Origin of the sequence: Pseudocitrobacter sp. RIT415 (genome assembly GCF_003057695.2) — a bacterium.
GTDB lineage: Bacteria > Pseudomonadota > Gammaproteobacteria > Enterobacterales > Enterobacteriaceae > Pseudocitrobacter > Pseudocitrobacter faecalis.
Genome location: NZ_QBJC02000027.1, coordinates 45,169 through 60,827, shown reverse-complemented (window position 1 = coordinate 60,827; position 15,659 = coordinate 45,169). Strand labels below are relative to the sequence as shown.

The following is a 15,659-nucleotide window of genomic DNA, read 5'->3' as shown; positions in this document are numbered from 1 at the left end:
GTTCGGCTGCATCAGCAACACCGGCTGCGGCTGAACCTGTGCTCATACCGCCACTTTCGCCTGCGATTGGCGGTGTGGTAATGGCGGGTCCACTATTACCCACTGATTTATTACCCGTTGATGCAAAACTCATGATATTTGTTCCTTTAATATCGGACCAAAATACAGCTTTGGAAGCCGAAAAATATAAAGACGCTTTATCTGCAATGACTTTTTAACTGATAGTACAACTATCACATTTCGGTTTATTTAAGTCTTCCAGAGGAAGTTTTTTAAATACAAATGAATAATCACCACCCTAAGAAACAACCTTTCCGTGATCTCTTCTTAATTCATTGTTTTATTTATAAAATAACCACCAGATATTCACATTAACAATAATAAAATAATCTACTCAATTCTCTACGCTACCGCCCTACCCTGAATCGCTCACGCGGTATTCTGCTCGCATGCATTCTACAAAAACGTCTTGCTGCCCGGTGTGATTCTTCTGCATTCCACGTATATTTCAGATTTCATAAAGAGCACCCCAACATTCAGGCAAAAAAAAGCCCCTCAGCCTGAGCGAATGAGGGGCTAAAACAACAGTAACGCTATTTTTACGTTTTGTTAGTCAGAATCAATTGGCCATTATTATCCAGCGGAATTTGCGTTCCCGGATCTTTATCCATCCGGATTTTGCCCTGCTGGTCGCCAATTTTATACGTCACGTCATACCCAAGCATTTTCTCGGATTTGTCATACACGGTTTTGCAGCGTTTCTGGGTGCTGGTGTAGGTGTCATTATCCTGCATCGAGCCCTGGATCTGATTCCCGGCGTAGCCGCCACCTAATGCCCCTACCACCGTGGCGACGTCTTTCCCGCGTCCGCCGCCAAACTGGTGACCAATCACGCCACCCGCGACAGCGCCGAGCACGGAACCGGTAATCCGGTTTTCATCCTGTACCGGGCGGCGATGGGTAACCGCCACATTGCGGCACTCCTCACGCGGAGTTTTGATGGTTTCTTTAATAGGTTTAGCCGAAATCACCTGCGCATATTGCGGGCCGCGGTCAAACACGTTCAGGCTGGCGACTGCCGCCACGCCAAGCGCAGCTGCGACGCCAATCCCTATACCCGCCAACATCGATTTATTCACGGGAAATCCTCCTTTGTTGCTGATAGTAACAATTCTGCAACTTGGTGAGAGGGTTAGCAAATCAGAAAGCGGATGAAAAGTGCGAGATAAAACCATAAACCCGCATGAATCAGAGGAGTCTTAGCGGTAATTTCCGTTAGTCAGCGAACAATCTGCTGAAAATGGCCCGACAGAATGTCGGGCCGGGATGTGACATTAGTGCAGTTTCAGGCGCGGGCGGATCACGCGGTTGATACTGCCGACCAGCATCATCAGGCCGGTTTTGATGTAGCCGTGCAGGGCAATCTGGTGCATACGGTATAGCGAGATATACACCATACGCGCGATGCGCCCTTCAACCATCATCGAGCCGCGCATCAGGTTGCCCATCAGGCTGCCGACCGTCGAGTAGTTCGAAAGTGAAACCAGTGAGCCGTGATCTTTGTAAGAGTACGGTTTCAGCTCTTTGCCCTTCATCTGCGCCAGAATGTTATTCAGTGCGCAGGTTGCCATCTGGTGCGCAGCCTGAGCACGCGGCGGCACAAACCCGCCTTCCGGACGCGCGCAGGACGCACAGTCGCCTATGGCAAAAATGTCTGCATCGCGCGTGGTCTGCAACGTCGGCTCAACCACCAGCTGGTTGATACGGTTGGTTTCCAGGCCGCCAATCTCTTTCATAAAGTCTGGCGCTTTGATGCCTGCTGCCCACACCATCAGGTCGGCCTGAATATATTCGCCGTCTTTGGTATGCAGGCCGCCCTCATCAGCGCTGGTGACCATGGTCTGCGTCAGGACGCGTACGCCCATTTTGGTCAGCTCGTTATGAGCAGCGCCGGAAATACGCGGCGGCAGCGCAGGCAGAATACGTTCGCCCGCTTCCACCAGCGTGACGTTCAGCGCGTCGTTGGTCAGGCCTTTGTAGCCGTAGCTGTGTAGCTGTTTCACCGCGTTATGCAGTTCAGCAGAAAGCTCAACGCCCGTTGCCCCGCCGCCAACGATGGCGATGTTGACTTTACCGTTCGCGCCCAGGTTCGCTGAATATTTCAGGAACAGGTTCAGCATCTCCTGGTGGAAACGACGCGCCTGATGCGGGTTATCGAGGAAGATGCAGTGCTCTTTCACGCCCGGCGTGTTGAAGTCGTTGGAGGTACTGCCCAGCGCCATCACCAGTGTGTCGTAAGCCAGCTTACGTTCGGGCACCAGCAGGTCGCCCTTCTCATCACGCAGTTCGGCGATAGTAATGGTTTTCGCTTCGCGGTTGATGTCCATCACCGAACCCAGCTGGAACTGGAAGTGATGGTTACGCGCGTGCGCCAGGTAGCTCAGCGCATCCACGCCTTCATCCAGCGAACCGGTTGCCACTTCGTGCAGCAGCGGTTTCCACAGATGACTGTGGTTGCGGTCCACCAGCGTAATTTTCGCTTTTTTGCTCCGGCCAAGCTTTCTACCCAGTTGAGTAGCCAGTTCCAGGCCGCCAGCGCCACCACCCACAATAACGATTCTTTTGATTGGTGTAGTCACGTGACCCCCTTAAAAATTATTAACCAATTGTTAATTAAAAGTTATTAAAATAGCTCTTATCTAACAACAAGTTACTATCCCGAAACCATTCAGCAGCAAGAAGAATAACATGAACGGTGCATTGGTCATACCAAATTTGATGTGTATCAAGTTTTACCGCGCAGAAGTTAAACAACTTTAGCGTTTAGTGGGATTTTTGGTGGGTGATGGAAGTGAAAAAGGAGGGAAATTTAACATTTCACGCCCCAGAACGGGGCGTGGAAAACGGTTTCAACCTAAGGTTTTAAAAGCTTTAATACGCTGCAGATGTGGCGAGATGTTTTTGAATTTATGCCCCTGAACGTCATCCCAGATAATTTCATAAAAGTGATGCAGTTCCTGCGCCGAGCGCTGGCTGTCGAGCGCCTCATCCTTACGGGAAAGGATGGCCAGGCAACGGTCTCGGTTTTTCTCGCGGAAGTTGTTCACACACTTGGTGGCAATATCGAGATACTCTTCCGGGCGGTCAATCTTCCCGTCCATGTTCTCATTCGGGAACAGGTTCGGGTTGAAGATCACCTGACGTACGTCGCATAAAAAGCCGATGCGTTCCGCCCAGTAGCCGCCGAGCCCCACACCGCAAATCAGCGGGCGATCGTCGACGTTGAGCTGCAACATTTTGTCCACTTCTTTCAGCAAATGCTGCATATCATGTTTTGGATGCAGCGTACTGTAGCTAATCAACCGCACATCCGGATCGATAAACTGGAGCTGCAACACTTTTTCATGGTTGCCTGGGCTGTTCGAGTCAAAACCGTGCAAATAAATAATCATTTGATCCTCACCACAACTCCCTTGTCGGGAGGGTTAATGGCCTGCCTTCACGTCCTGCCAGCGTTCATGGAGCTGTTCCAGTTGCGCACTGACGCTCTTCCAGCGGGCGGAATCCCTTAACGCCTGACGTGTAAATGAACCTTTATGATACAATTTCGTAACACGCTCGGCATTGATCGGCGACAGGTTATCAAGAACGCTGACCGCGCCTTTACGATTATTGCAGACCAGGATCATATCGCAACCCGCATCCAGCGATGCCTGACCGCGTTCGGCATAGCTGCCCATAATCGCCGCGCCTTCCATCGACAAATCATCAGAGAAAATCACGCCATCGAAACCTAACTCACCGCGCAACACAGTTTTCAGCCAGTGCGGCGAGCCGCTTGCCGGGCGTGGGTCAACGTCGCTGTAGATGACGTGTGCAGGCATAATGGCATCGAGTTTGTTTTCCGTAATCAGCGTCTTGAAAACCGCCATATCTTTCGCGCGAATGTCGGCTTCGCGACGCGGATCGCGCGGCGTCTCTTTATGGGAATCGGCGGTGACCGCCCCGTGCCCCGGGAAGTGTTTGCCGGTGGTTTTCATCCCGGCGCTGTGCATACCGTCGATAAAGTGACGCGCCATCGCCAGCGCTTTTTGCGGATCCGCATGATAGGAGCGCTCGCCAATCGCGGCGCTGATATGCCCAACGTCCAGCACCGGCGCAAAGCTGATATCGATATCCATGGCGATCATTTCGCTGGCCATCAGCCAACCGGCCTCAACGGCCAGCCGTCCGCCCTCTTCCTCGCCGAGCACGGCGGCAAAAGATTGTGCGGCAGGCAGGCGGGTAAATCCTTCGCGGAAACGCTGCACGCGACCGCCTTCCTGATCGACCGCCACCACCAGATGATTGCGCGATGCTTCACGGATCTGGCGCACCAGTTCACGCAACTGCGCCGGATCATGATAGTTTCGGGTAAATAAAATCAGGCCGCCTACCAGCGGATGCGCCAGAATCTCGCGCTCTTCCGCATCCAGTTCGTAGCCTTCCACATCCAACATTACCGGACCCACACTGACCTCTCTTATCGTTTTTCCTTTAACTGACACCAAATTTCATCTGCCAGCGTGATAAATTGTCGGTCGCCGGTTTGCTGCCAGCGACACTCATACCAGCCCGCCATGAGCATTAACACCCAGGGCCGCCAGCGTAAAATCTGTTGCCACAGCGCGTCTGGCGCAATGCTCGCCAGCGTCGCGTACACATCGCTGTAGTCACGGCGTTGACGCTCGTCCTCCATCCACACCGACGCCAGCTCCAGTGCGATATCGCCGTCCCCGGCATACTCCCAGTCAATCAGCCGCAACCCGGCAGACGTATGCACAATGTTGCCCGCGTGAACATCCATATGCAATGGCGAAAGGCGCAGCGGCTGTGGCTCGCGCTGCTTTTGCAGGCGATGTAACGTCCGCAGCCAGAACGGCGTGCGTCGCGCAGGGTGGCACTGCTGCCAGTAGCGTTCCAACAACGGCAGCACCGTTACGCGCCAGCCGAAACGCGGCTGCTGATGCAGATGATACAGGAGAGACGCCAGTTGGCGAGGGGGCGGCAGCACGCTTTTCACCTCTCCGCTGAAAAATTCAACGGCCATCCAGCCAGCGGTATAAAAAACCGGCTTCGGAGCGAGCGTGGAGGGTAAACGCGTGAGCGCGTGATAGTGACGCAGGAAGTGAAATTCGCGGGCCTGCGCCGTATGGTGCTGGCGCAAAACCCGCTGCTGCTCACCGCAGGCGATGATACAGCTACTGCCGCTCAGCCCTGAATAATCAGGGCTGGCGACAAGATGATACTGAGGGAAATAGCGTGACAGAACCGCGTCACACGTGAGTTTATTGCTGAGTGACGGCACCGCTACCTGACCAGATAATCTCGCCCGTCTGTACCAGCATCAGCTGCATTTTGAGTACCGGGGAATTCACGTTGCCGGTGGCGTTGCTGTAGAGCACATACTGTGCGCCGACGTTACGGGCAATTCCCATCGCTTTGCTGCGCGAACCGAGGCTATCCTGCGGTGACAGGCCAAGCTGCTGTTTAGCAACAGCCAGCTGCTGCGCGGAAACCAGGGTGAATTTACCGTTGCCGGTCAGTGCGTTACGCAGCGCCGTTGTCGCTTCAGCCGCGTTCAGCGTGCCGTTGGTACGGTTATTCACGCTATCGACCAGCAGAATGCTGCCCGCATTCACGCCGCTCGCCTGCAACATTTTGCCTGCCATCGGCTGCACCGCGCCATTCCAGTCATAGTGACGAACACGTGGCGCAGGCTGCGTAGGCTGTTGATCCTGATGCTCAATGGGGCCTGGCTGCTGTGGGATCGTCGGAACAGAAGGCACCGTAGGTACCGGCTGCTGCGGTTCGACAGGCTGTTGTGGTGTTGGCTTCGCCTCTTCCACCGGTGCGGGTTGTTCTTGTTTCACCACGCACCCGGAGAGCAGGACAGCCAGTGCCGAGATTAGCGCATAGCGACGCAATGTAGTCATTCCGTTTTACCCCTTACAAATAAAGATAAAGTCGGACTTTATGTGCGCCCAGGCTGCTGGCGCTGCCGTACAGCGTGACCGATCCCATAGCCGGGATGGTGACGGTACGCGGCGCTTCAAGCGGGTGCATTTCCAGTCCTCTGGCTTCATACCAGTAAAAACGATAATGAAGGGTGACAGGTTCACGCCGTTCATTGAACAGTTTCGCGCTGGCGGTCGCCTGAATTTCCGACCGCGTCAGCTCAGGCTTTTCCGCACTGATCCCGGCTGCCAGGACATTCGATTCCATCACCAGCGTTTGCTGATCGCCTACCGGAATTTCCGGATGCGAGCCACAACCGGCCAGCAAAAATGCGGCCAGTAGCGCGGCTGAAAAGCCTGCTTTCATCACTTAACCTTTATGTGCCAGCATCGGCCCAAGCGGACGACCGCCCAGCAGATGCATATGAATATGGAAGACTTCCTGCCCGCCGTGGCGGTTGCAGTTCATGATCAGACGATAGCCATCATCAGCAATGCCTTCGTCGCGGGCAATTTTTGCCGCCACGGTCACCATACGACCCAGCACCTGTTCGTGTTCAGGCGCCACGTCATTGGTCGTGGCAATCAGGATGTTAGGCACGATCAGAACGTGAGTCGGCGCCTGTGGGGAGATATCGCGGAACGCGGTAACCAGCTCATCCTGATAAACGATATCCGACGGGATTTCGCGACGAATAATTTTGCTGAAAATAGTTTCTTCTGCCATGAGGGATTCCTTAATTATGCGACCGTGCGAATTCCTGTTATTGATCTTCAGGGTTTTCTGATGCACGGGAGACTGGGTAAGAGTATGAGCGACTTACTCCTTCTCTTTCAACCTGATTACGTTTTTTATTGTATTAACTCGGAAAAACCCCGGCAAGAAGGTCAAAACAGAGGGGAATTGATAGGCCGGGCAGCCTTGCACCGCCCGGTAAAATTACGCTTAAGACGCTTCAATCGCGGTGGATGCCTGCTTCTGTCGATTCATTAACCAGAAAACCGCTACACCAGCCAAAACGATCCCCGGCGCGGAGGCGGCCATCACGCCTACCGTGCCGGTACCCAGCGCCAGCATTTTTCCGGCCAGCAGCGGGCCGCTCATCGCCCCCAGACGGCCAATCGCGACCGCCGTGCCAACACCTGTGGCGCGGATTTCGGTGCGATAAAAGAGCGGCGCCAGCGCATACAGTACGCTCTGCCCCCCCGTGGCAAATAACCCGGCGACAAATCCGGAAAGCAGCATCGTACTCAGCGATTCCGCCGAACCGAGCGCCAGCAGCGAGGCCAGCATGCCGCTGTAAATCAGCAGCGACATGCGCATTGGGCTCAGTTTATCCATCAATGCGCCGAGGATAAGCGTGCCCACCGCGGCACCCATTTGTAGGGAGAACATTACCCCCGCCGCCTGCGAGCCGCTAAAGCCCTGGTCAACCAGCAGCATTGGCAGCCAGTTGATCAGCATATACACCACGAGCAAGGTGAAGAAGTAGCAGAGCCACAGCAGTAACGTGGAGGAGGCCGTCCCCGGCGCGAGTAACGCGCGAAGTGGTGCGGGCGACGATGCCTGTTGATGGGTAAAAGCCTGCGACTCCGGCAGCCAGCGCATCAGCAACGGCACCAGCAGCAGCGGTACGACGCCGCCCACCCAGAATACGGTTTGCCACGCCTGCGCCAGGCCGCTAAACCCCAGCGCTGCCGCCAGCGCCGCGCCAATCGGCACGCCACAGTACATCAGGCTCACCGCCGTGCCGCGAAAACGCGGGCCTGCCGCTTCAGAGGTCAGGGCTATCAGATTAGGTAGCGCCGCGCCCAGCCCCACACCGGTCATCAGACGCGCAAAGACCAGCGACGGAAAACTCCACGCCAGCGCGGTGGCTATCGAAAAGAGACCAAACAGCATAACCGATCCCAGCAGAATGCGTTTACGACCATAGCGGTCGGCAAGCATTCCACCTACCAGCGCGCCGGGCAGCAGACCCAGTATCCCGGCGCTAAAAATCCAGCCCATCTGCATTTTATCGAGCGCAAAAGCCTGGGCGATACCAACAGCGGCAATGCCTGCCGCCTGTAAATCCAGCCCTTCCATCAGGGCGACCAGAAAACAGAGCCCGATGGTCAGTATCAGGCGTGATGTTGCAGGTGTAGAGGCGATGTTCGACATAGCGTTACCTTTGCGAGGGTGACAGGTGAAAGGCAGCTGATACGTTGCCAGCCGCGCATTTTTTCCTTGCAAACGCGCCCGCCGGGCATCATGCCGGGCGGGCGAAGCTTTCTTGTTATGTTTTACGCTTTGGCTTTCAGGTCGAGTGCCACATCGACGATCATGTCTTCCTGGCCGCCAACCATTCGACGTTTACCGAGCTCAACCAGAATATCCACCGCGCTGAGGCCGTAGCGCTGCGCCGCCACTTCGCTGTGACGCAGGAAGCTGGAGTACACCCCGGCGTAACCGAGCGCCAGCGTTTCACGGTCAACGCGCACCGGGCGATCCTGCAACGGACGCACCAGATCGTCTGCCGCCGCCATCAGCGCATACAGATCCGTGCCGTGATCCCAACCGAGCTTATCCGCCGCGGCAATAAAAACTTCCAGCGGCGCATTCCCTGCCCCTGCGCCCATTCCTGCCAAACTTGCGTCAATACGATCACAGCCCTCTTCCACCGCTACGATAGAGTTCGCTACGCCAAGGCTCAGGTTGTGGTGTGCGTGCATCCCGGTTTGTGTTTCCGGCTTGAGCACCGCTTTCAGCGCACGGAAGCGGTCGCGAATGTCGTTCATGTTCATCGCGCCGCCGGAATCAACCACATAGATGCAAGTTGCACCGTAGCCTTCCATCAGCTTCGCCTGTTTCGCCAGATTTTCCGGTGTAGTCATATGGCTCATCATCAGGAAGCCGACAGTGTCCATGCCCAGTTCACGCGCGAAGGCGATATGCTGTGCGGAGACATCCGCTTCGGTGCAGTGCGTCGCCACACGTACTACGCGTGCGCCAGCCTGATAAGCGGCTTTCAGATCATGCAGCGTGCCGATGCCAGGAATCAGCAGGGTGGCGATTTTGGCGTGCTTCACCGTATCGGCGGCCGCTTCAATCCATTCGATGTCGCTGTGCGCGCCAAAACCGTAGTTAAAGCTCGACCCCTGTAAACCATCGCCGTGCGCCACTTCGATAGAATCCACGCGCGCGTCATCCAGCGCTTTGGCAATCTGGCGCACATTGTCTAAGGAATACTGGTGGCGAATGGCGTGCATGCCGTCACGCAGAGTGACGTCGGAGATATAGAGTTTTTTACCGTTCATGCGACTTCTCCTGCTGCTTTCACCATGGTTTGCGCCATTTTTTCCGCCGTCGACATCGCCGCTGAGGTCATGATATCGAGGTTTCCGGCGTAGGCCGGCAGATAGTGCGCCGCGCCTTCGACTTCCAGATACACCGCCGTTTTCAACCCGGAGAACTGACCAATTCCCGGAATGGTCACCGGTTTATCCTGCGGAATCATTTCAAACTGCACCTTCTGCTTCAGGCGATAGCCCGGTACATACGCCTGCACGGCCGCGGCCATCTCTTCAATCGACGCTTCAATTTCAATTTGCGAGGCGTCCTCGCTCAGCACATACACGGTGTCACGCATCATCACCGGCGGCTCTGCCGGGTTGAGAATAATGATGGCTTTGCCTTTCGCCGCGCCGCCCACCACTTCAATAGCCTGCGAGGTGGTTTCGGTAAATTCGTCGATATTGGCGCGTGTGCCCGGCCCGGCGGATTTACTGGAAATTGAGGCGATAATTTCCGCGTAATGAACCTTCGCCACGCGGGAAACCGCCGCCACCATTGGGATAGTCGCCTGACCACCGCAGGTCACCATGTTGACGTTGCCCTGGCTGAGGTTTTTATCGAGATTCACCACCGGCACGCAGTACGGGCCAATTGCCGCAGGCGTCAGGTCAATCAGGCGAATATTGGGTTTCTGCGCCCGCAGCGCGGCGTCGTTTTTCACATGTGCCCCGGCGCTGGTGGCGTCAAAGACGATATCAATGTCGGCGAATTCCGGCATCGCCATCAGGCCGTTGACGCCTTCATGGGTGGTGGCAACGCCCATACGACGCGCGCGCGCCAGACCGTCGGATTCCGGGTCGATTCCAACCATCACCGCCATTTCCAGGTGTTTGCCGTTGCGCAGAATTTTGATCATCAGGTCGGTGCCGATATTGCCTGAACCGATGATGGCGACTTTTATCTTACTCATGACTGACTTCCTTCTTGTGCGGCAGAGAACGTGGCTGCCACAGAACCAATACCTTCAATACGCGCCTCGAAACGATCGCCTGGATTGATGGCGACCATCGGGCCCAGCGCGCCGGTCAGCACGATGTCACCCGCACGCAGCGGTTCGCCAAGGCTCGCCATCTTGCGCGCCAGCCAGACGGCGGCGTTAAGCGGATGCCCCAGACATTCACTGCCGCGCCCGCTGGACACCTCTTCGTTATTACGCGTCATGCGCATGGCGCAGTTTTTCAGGTCTAAGCCTGCCGGGCGCATCGCCGGGCTACCGATGACGTACACGCCGCAGGAGGCGTTGTCCGCCACTGTATCGACAAACTTAATTGACCAGTCGCGCACACGGCTGCCCACCACTTCCAGCGCAGGCAACACCCATTCAATAGCGCCGTATAGCTCATCAAAGGTGGTATCGACGTTTGGCAGATCGCGGTTCAGCACCAGCGCAATTTCCGCTTCAATTTTTGGCTGCATCACGCGATCAAAAGGGATCGTGTCGTTGTCGCCGTAACACATATCGGCAAACAGCGTGCCAAAATCCGGTTGATCAACGCCCAGTTGCTGTTGCACTTTCGGATGGGTCAGGCCAATTTTGCGCCCGACCACGCGACGGCCTTTCGCCACCGCGTTTTCCACATTGAGGGCCTGGATGGCATAGGCGGCTTCGGCATTATCAGGGCCGATAATGTCGCGTAACGGCGCAATCGCCTGTCCGGTTTGTTCGGCCTCGCGTAGAGCGGCGGCCAGATGTTCCAGTGTTTGTACAGACATCACGGCTCCTTATGCGCGTTTGAGGTAATCCAGCACCAATTGGTTGAAGGAATCCGCATGTTCCCACTGCGCCCAGTGCCCGCAGTCGCGGTAGATGTGCAGCTCAGAGCCATTAATGCCGGAAAGCAGACGTAAACCTGCATCCATCGGGACGAAACGGTCGTTGCGGCCCCAGACAATCAGCGTCGGGGCTTTAATTTCAGCCAGCCGCGGGCTAAAGTCCGGGAACTGTTTCGGGTTGGCTTCCAGGCTCTTAATAAAGTTTTCCAGGTGATCGCGACGCGCCAGCATATTATTGAGACGCGCTTCAAACAGCGCCTCGGTCAGATCGCTTGGGTCGTAGACGAAGATGTTCATCATCTTCTTCAGGTTATCGATATTGGGTTCACGATACAGGCCATTCAGCAGCTTAATACCTTCCGTCGGCATCGGGGTGAACAGGCTCATTCCGCCCGTACCGCCGCCCATCAGTACCAGTTTGCCGACGCGTTCCGGCCAGGTTAAGGTAAACGCCACCGCACTGTGCCCGCCCATGGAGTTACCCAGCAGATGCACCTTCTGGATATCCAGCTGATCAACCACGCTTTTCAGAATGCGCGCGTTGAGGTCGGAACGGGAACCGCTATTAATGATGGTGTCACTCTTCCCCCAGCCCGGACAGTCGAGCAGGATAACGCGGTAACCGGCTTCCACCAGCGGATCGATGTTACGGCTAAAGTTCGCCCAGCCGGTTGCGCCGGGGCCAGAACCGTGCAGCATGACGACGGTTTCATCGCCCTGCCCACAATCGTTAAAATGGATGCGCAGCGTCTGGCCGCCCTCTTCAACGGTCAGGAAACGGCTGGTTGCGGCTTCAGTTTGCGGTTGATAAGTCATTGTTTTTCTCCTGCTTTAATTCTGTGAACGGGCGCTGAGGGAACCAAAACCGGCAATCCATTCAGGGATTGGGCGGTAGTAACGCCCCTCGGTGCGATAGTCGCCAAAGGCCGACAGCGCAGCGAACGCGGCAACCCAGGTCTTAATTTCGTGGGTAGATTTCCCGGCAATGGCCGAAAGTTCTTCATTACTGACGGCATCCAGCTCGCCCAGACGCTTCTGTTCAAGCAGCGTCATAAACTGGTTATCCCAGACCGGGTTGAGCGGATGCAGGCTTTTCTGGTCTTCAATAAACTTCTCGGCGGCTTCGATGACGCGGCGCTGACGCAGCTCACGCTCATCCGGCGGCAGATGCTTACCGCTGCCCAGCAGACGATCGCGCATGTGGGCGTCTACCTTCGCCAGCTCTGGCACCGGCGGCTGATGCGATAACCCGCCAGACCCAAGAATCAGGACGCGCTTGTTGAGGGTCGTGAGAAAACGGCCAATCACTTCCCCCATCATGCGGGTACGCTGGAAACCGGGCAGCGGCGTGGCGACACCGTTAATGAAGATGGGCAGCACCGGGCGTGAATCCAGCCCGCCTAACAGAAACTCCAGCGGCTGGGCAAAACCGTGGTCAACCTGCATACAGTAGGAAACCGCGAGGTCGATGCCGTTTTTCATGGTGTAGTGTGCGCAGGCCTCTGCGATATCCGTCGGCACCGGCAGTTCACCCGCAGCGCTGGAGAAATCGCCAATCGCCGTCGCGCCAACGCCCAGGCAGAACGGCGGCATCACGTCGTAGAAGAAGCCGTTGTAGTGATCGGGCGCAAAGAGCACCACCAGTTCCGGGTCAAAAGCCGCAATGCGTTTGCGCGCTGCAGCAATCACGCCATCCACTTCATCCAGTACCGCCTGGGCCGGGTCGACATAGCCGACCAGCGGCGTGTGGGAGAGACAATGAAGATATGCGTTCATATCAGGCCACCTTTTCAACAGGAGCGGAGGATGAAACGGCTTGCAACGCCATGACGCTGGCAAGCACGTTTAGTTGGTTACCCAGCGTTTGCGGAATTGCCAGCGCGGCGACAAAACGGTCCGGGCGAATGACCGCCACCGACGCATCCTGCGCCGCAAACCAGGTTTTCAGGCGGTTTTGCGTATCACCGAGGCGAATCACGCCCTCGACGTTGTCCTGTGGGGTTCGAATCTGTACGTCTGGCACGATCTGAATGAATTGCGTACCCAGCGCGCGCCAGCGGACAATTTGCTGCTCGCTCATGCCCCACAGTGGGTTACAGCCCCAGCCGATAATGGCGAATTTTGCGCCAATCACGTCATCCAGCAGCGTCACCTCGCCGTTCTCTCGGGTCACTTTCGGCTGAATAAACATCTTGCCGACCGGGGAGTTTTTGGCGCTGGTGTCCATCACCAGCGCGCCTTCGCGGTACTGCGGCATCGGTTTAAAGCGCATTTCGAGGAAATAACGTTTTACCGGCGGGATATAGTTCAACAACCACGAGATGCCATCACGCACGTTGCCATGCCAGCGTTTTGCCGGGGCGAGGACATTTCCGGCGGTGACGGATAAATCAATCATCGCTTTGGCATGGTCACGACGCTCCTGCTGGTAGGTATCCAGCAGACGCTCACCCGCTTTCCCGTTCACCACCAGCGCCAGTTTCCAGGCGAGGTTGAAGGCGTCGCGCATCCCGCTGTTATAACCCTGCCCCTGCCAGACCGGCATGATGTGCGCGGCATCGCCCGCCAACAGAATACGATCAACACGGAAACGTTCGGCAATGCGCGCGTTGTGGGTGTAAACGCGCTGGCGAATCAGTTCAACGTGATCGGGATTCGGCAGCACTTTGCGCAACAACTGACGCATGTTGTGCGGCTCGCTCAGTTGTTCTTCGGTTTCGCCCGGCATCACCATGAACTCGAAGCGGCGCACGCCATGCGGCAACGCAGCGGAAACATAAGGACGTACCGGGTCGCAGCACAGATAGATGTGTGGCGTCGCCAGAGGATCGTTGGCGATATCTATCACAATCCATTTATTCGGTGCGGTTTTGCCTTCAAACGGCACATTGAGCGTACGACGCACCACGCTCGCCCCACCATCGCAGGCCACCAGCCAGTCGGCTTTCACCGTTTCGCGCTGCCCTTCCGGGCCTTGCAGATTAATTGTGACACTGTCACCATTTTGACTAAACGCTTCCAGCTCGCGTGAGAAAAGTACCCGCACGTTCGGGAAACGCGCCAGCCCTTCATACATCACCGCATCGACCTGCGGCTGAATAAAGGCGTTCCGCCGCGACCAGCCAAACTCATCGGTCATCGGTTGAATATCAGCAAAGCAGCGACCTTTTGGAGTCAGAAAACGCATCGCATGCCACGGTGTGGTATGCGGCAACACTTTCTCCACCAGGCCGACCGACTGCATGGTGCGCAGCGCTTCATCGTCAATACCGATGGCGCGCGGGTAGTCGATCAGTTTGTCGAGCTTCTCAACCACCAGTACCTCGACGCCCATCTGCCCAAGGTAGTTCGCCATCATCAGGCCCACCGGGCCCGCACCAATAATGGCGACCTGAGCGGACTGCTGAACGGCAGGCTGGATATCGGGATTTATCGTTGTCATGTCATTACCTCACTTCTCGGACCAAATGATCGGTACGGATACGCCCGCGCCGCCATTTGTTAATTTGATGTAAACATTTTTTTATAATGCGCTCAGTATATGTCCGGAGATTTAGGCTACAATCAAAACAGGCCCGAATGTGCACTCTGTGCACACCGTTGTTTTAGCTATAGAATTGTCAGGAAATATGAAGAATAACGAGGCGACGGAATACAAAACGGTACGCGGATTAACCCGAGGGTTAATGTTATTAAACTTGTTAAATAAATTCGACGGAGGCGCGTCAACCGCGACGCTGGCTGAGTTTAGCGGCCTGCATCGCACTACCGTGCGGCGACTGCTGGAAACACTTCAGGATGAAGGCTACGTTCGCCGTAGTTTGTCCGATGACAGCTTCCGTTTGACGATGAAAGTTCGTCAGTTGAGTGAAGGATTTCGTGACGAACATTGGATTTCTGCACTTGCAACGCCATTACTTGGCGAATTATTGCGCGAGGTCATTTGGCCGACTGATTTAACCACGCTCGACGTTGACGCAATGGTGGTACGCGAAACCACGCACCGTTTTAGCCGTCTCTCTTTTCACCGTGCCATGGTGGGGCGCCGCCTGCCGCTGCTGCTGACCGCGTCGGGTATTACCTGGCTGGCGTTTTCCGCGGAACACGACCGCCAGCCGATTATCGACATGCTGGCTGGCCGCCCGGAGCCGGAATATCAACTGGCGCGCGAACCCGAGAAGCTGGCATCAATTCTGGAACGCACACGACATAATGGCTACGGGGAAAATTTTGGCGGCTGGCAGCAGGAGGAAAAAATCGCCTCGATCGCGGTGCCGGTACGCAGTCAGGGCCGGGTAATGGGCTGTCTGAACCTGGTGTATATCGCCAAAGCGATGACCATTGAACAGGCGGCAGCGAAGCATTTGAGTGCGTTACAGCGGGTAGCGAAGCAGATTGAGGCGCGCATGGAGGAGCAGGAGATTATCTACGAGCACCCCTCACCCTAACCCTCTCCCACAGGGAGAGGGAACCGACCGAGCCGGGTTTGCAGATCTCTCCCTGCGGCTGAGAGCCCCATCGCGCACCCTCCCCCAGAAATTAATAGGTATCTC

Annotated in this window: 17 protein-coding genes; 1 reads left to right on the top strand and 16 read right to left on the bottom strand. The window is 56.0% G+C overall.

Annotated elements, in window-relative coordinates:
* From DBY68_RS23155 to DBY68_RS20450, 16 genes are all read right to left on the bottom strand, one after another.
* A partial coding sequence (locus tag DBY68_RS23155) for a hypothetical protein (RefSeq protein ID WP_233503913.1) occupies window positions 1-133 on the bottom strand: 133 nt, incomplete at its 3' end.
* Window positions 134-599: 466 nt separating this feature from the next.
* On the bottom strand, window positions 600-1,139 hold the full coding sequence (locus tag DBY68_RS20520) for a glycine zipper 2TM domain-containing protein (protein ID WP_108476808.1): 540 nt from the start codon (window positions 1,137-1,139) through the stop codon (window positions 600-602).
* A 195-nt stretch (window positions 1,140-1,334) separates the two neighbouring features.
* Window positions 1,335-2,639, bottom strand: a complete 1,305-nt coding sequence (locus DBY68_RS20515; protein WP_015964229.1) for an NAD(P)/FAD-dependent oxidoreductase — start codon at window positions 2,637-2,639, stop codon at window positions 1,335-1,337.
* Window positions 2,640-2,909: 270 nt separating this feature from the next.
* A complete protein-coding gene (gene ycfP, locus DBY68_RS20510; RefSeq protein ID WP_108476809.1) occupies window positions 2,910-3,452 on the bottom strand; it encodes an alpha/beta hydrolase YcfP in 543 nt (180 codons plus the stop codon).
* 33 nt (window positions 3,453-3,485) lie between these two features.
* On the bottom strand, window positions 3,486-4,511 hold the full coding sequence (gene nagZ / locus DBY68_RS20505; protein WP_108476810.1) for a beta-N-acetylhexosaminidase: 1,026 nt from the start codon (window positions 4,509-4,511) through the stop codon (window positions 3,486-3,488).
* An 11-nt stretch (window positions 4,512-4,522) separates the two neighbouring features.
* Entirely contained in the window at window positions 4,523-5,347 is an 825-nt protein-coding gene (gene thiK, locus DBY68_RS20500) for a thiamine kinase (protein WP_108476811.1), read from the bottom strand.
* Window positions 5,328-5,966: a penicillin-binding protein activator LpoB gene (lpoB, locus tag DBY68_RS20495; protein ID WP_167405854.1), complete on the bottom strand. Its 639-nt coding sequence runs from the start codon at window positions 5,964-5,966 to the stop codon at window positions 5,328-5,330. Before lpoB ends, thiK begins: the two co-directional genes overlap by 20 nt.
* Before the next feature lie 22 nt (window positions 5,967-5,988).
* Window positions 5,989-6,363 carry a YcfL family protein gene (locus DBY68_RS20490; protein ID WP_108476813.1) on the bottom strand — a complete coding sequence of 125 codons (375 nt, stop codon included), beginning with the start codon at window positions 6,361-6,363 and terminating at the stop codon, window positions 5,989-5,991.
* Between the two features lie 3 nt (window positions 6,364-6,366).
* Window positions 6,367-6,723, bottom strand: coding sequence for a purine nucleoside phosphoramidase (hinT, locus tag DBY68_RS20485; RefSeq protein ID WP_015964223.1), 357 nt, complete (start codon window positions 6,721-6,723; stop codon window positions 6,367-6,369).
* A 219-nt stretch (window positions 6,724-6,942) separates the two neighbouring features.
* Complete coding sequence (gene mhpT / locus DBY68_RS20480; RefSeq protein WP_108476814.1) at window positions 6,943-8,160, bottom strand: 3-(3-hydroxy-phenyl)propionate transporter MhpT; 1,218 nt, start codon at window positions 8,158-8,160, stop codon at window positions 6,943-6,945.
* Between the two features lie 122 nt (window positions 8,161-8,282).
* A complete protein-coding gene (gene mhpE / locus DBY68_RS20475; protein ID WP_015964221.1) occupies window positions 8,283-9,296 on the bottom strand; it encodes a 4-hydroxy-2-oxovalerate aldolase in 1,014 nt (337 codons plus the stop codon).
* Complete coding sequence (gene mhpF / locus DBY68_RS20470; protein WP_108476815.1) at window positions 9,293-10,243, bottom strand: acetaldehyde dehydrogenase; 951 nt, start codon at window positions 10,241-10,243, stop codon at window positions 9,293-9,295. The genes mhpE and mhpF overlap by 4 nt, the downstream gene beginning before the upstream one ends.
* Window positions 10,240-11,046, bottom strand: coding sequence for a 2-keto-4-pentenoate hydratase (mhpD, locus tag DBY68_RS20465; RefSeq protein ID WP_108476816.1), 807 nt, complete (start codon window positions 11,044-11,046; stop codon window positions 10,240-10,242). Before mhpD ends, mhpF begins: the two co-directional genes overlap by 4 nt.
* A 9-nt stretch (window positions 11,047-11,055) precedes the next feature.
* Window positions 11,056-11,922, bottom strand: coding sequence for a 2-hydroxy-6-oxonona-2,4-dienedioate hydrolase (gene mhpC, locus DBY68_RS20460; protein WP_108476817.1), 867 nt, complete (start codon window positions 11,920-11,922; stop codon window positions 11,056-11,058).
* Window positions 11,923-11,937: 15 nt separating this feature from the next.
* Window positions 11,938-12,882, bottom strand: coding sequence for a 2,3-dihydroxyphenylpropionate/2,3-dihydroxicinnamic acid 1,2-dioxygenase (gene mhpB, locus DBY68_RS20455; protein WP_108476818.1), 945 nt, complete (start codon window positions 12,880-12,882; stop codon window positions 11,938-11,940).
* A gap of 1 nt (window position 12,883) precedes the next feature.
* Window positions 12,884-14,548: a bifunctional 3-(3-hydroxy-phenyl)propionate/3-hydroxycinnamic acid hydroxylase gene (locus DBY68_RS20450; protein ID WP_108476819.1), complete on the bottom strand. Its 1,665-nt coding sequence runs from the start codon at window positions 14,546-14,548 to the stop codon at window positions 12,884-12,886.
* Between the two features lie 187 nt (window positions 14,549-14,735).
* On the opposite strand from DBY68_RS20450, the gene DBY68_RS20445 reads away from it, so the two are divergent.
* On the top strand, window positions 14,736-15,554 hold the full coding sequence (locus tag DBY68_RS20445; RefSeq protein ID WP_113856985.1) for a DNA-binding transcriptional regulator: 819 nt from the start codon (window positions 14,736-14,738) through the stop codon (window positions 15,552-15,554).
* Window positions 15,555-15,659 lie beyond the last annotated feature (105 nt).

Excerpts from the sequence above, each read along its gene's own strand:
- ycfP (WP_108476809.1), bottom strand. The coding sequence starts at position 3,452 with ATGATTATTTATTTGCACGGTTTTGACTCGAACAGCCCAGGCAACCAT.
- DBY68_RS20490 (WP_108476813.1), bottom strand. The coding sequence starts at position 6,363 with ATGAAAGCAGGCTTTTCAGCCGCGCTACTGGCCGCATTTTTGCTGGCC.
- hinT (WP_015964223.1), bottom strand. The coding sequence starts at position 6,723 with ATGGCAGAAGAAACTATTTTCAGCAAAATTATTCGTCGCGAAATCCCG.
- mhpT (WP_108476814.1), bottom strand. The coding sequence starts at position 8,160 with ATGTCGAACATCGCCTCTACACCTGCAACATCACGCCTGATACTGACC.
- mhpE (WP_015964221.1), bottom strand. The coding sequence starts at position 9,296 with ATGAACGGTAAAAAACTCTATATCTCCGACGTCACTCTGCGTGACGGC.
- mhpF (WP_108476815.1), bottom strand. The coding sequence starts at position 10,243 with ATGAGTAAGATAAAAGTCGCCATCATCGGTTCAGGCAATATCGGCACC.
- mhpD (WP_108476816.1), bottom strand. The coding sequence starts at position 11,046 with ATGTCTGTACAAACACTGGAACATCTGGCCGCCGCTCTACGCGAGGCC.
- mhpC (WP_108476817.1), bottom strand. The coding sequence starts at position 11,922 with ATGACTTATCAACCGCAAACTGAAGCCGCAACCAGCCGTTTCCTGACC.
- mhpB (WP_108476818.1), bottom strand. The coding sequence starts at position 12,882 with ATGAACGCATATCTTCATTGTCTCTCCCACACGCCGCTGGTCGGCTAT.
- DBY68_RS20450 (WP_108476819.1), bottom strand. The coding sequence starts at position 14,548 with ATGACAACGATAAATCCCGATATCCAGCCTGCCGTTCAGCAGTCCGCT.
- DBY68_RS20445 (WP_113856985.1), top strand. The coding sequence starts at position 14,736 with ATGAAGAATAACGAGGCGACGGAATACAAAACGGTACGCGGATTAACC.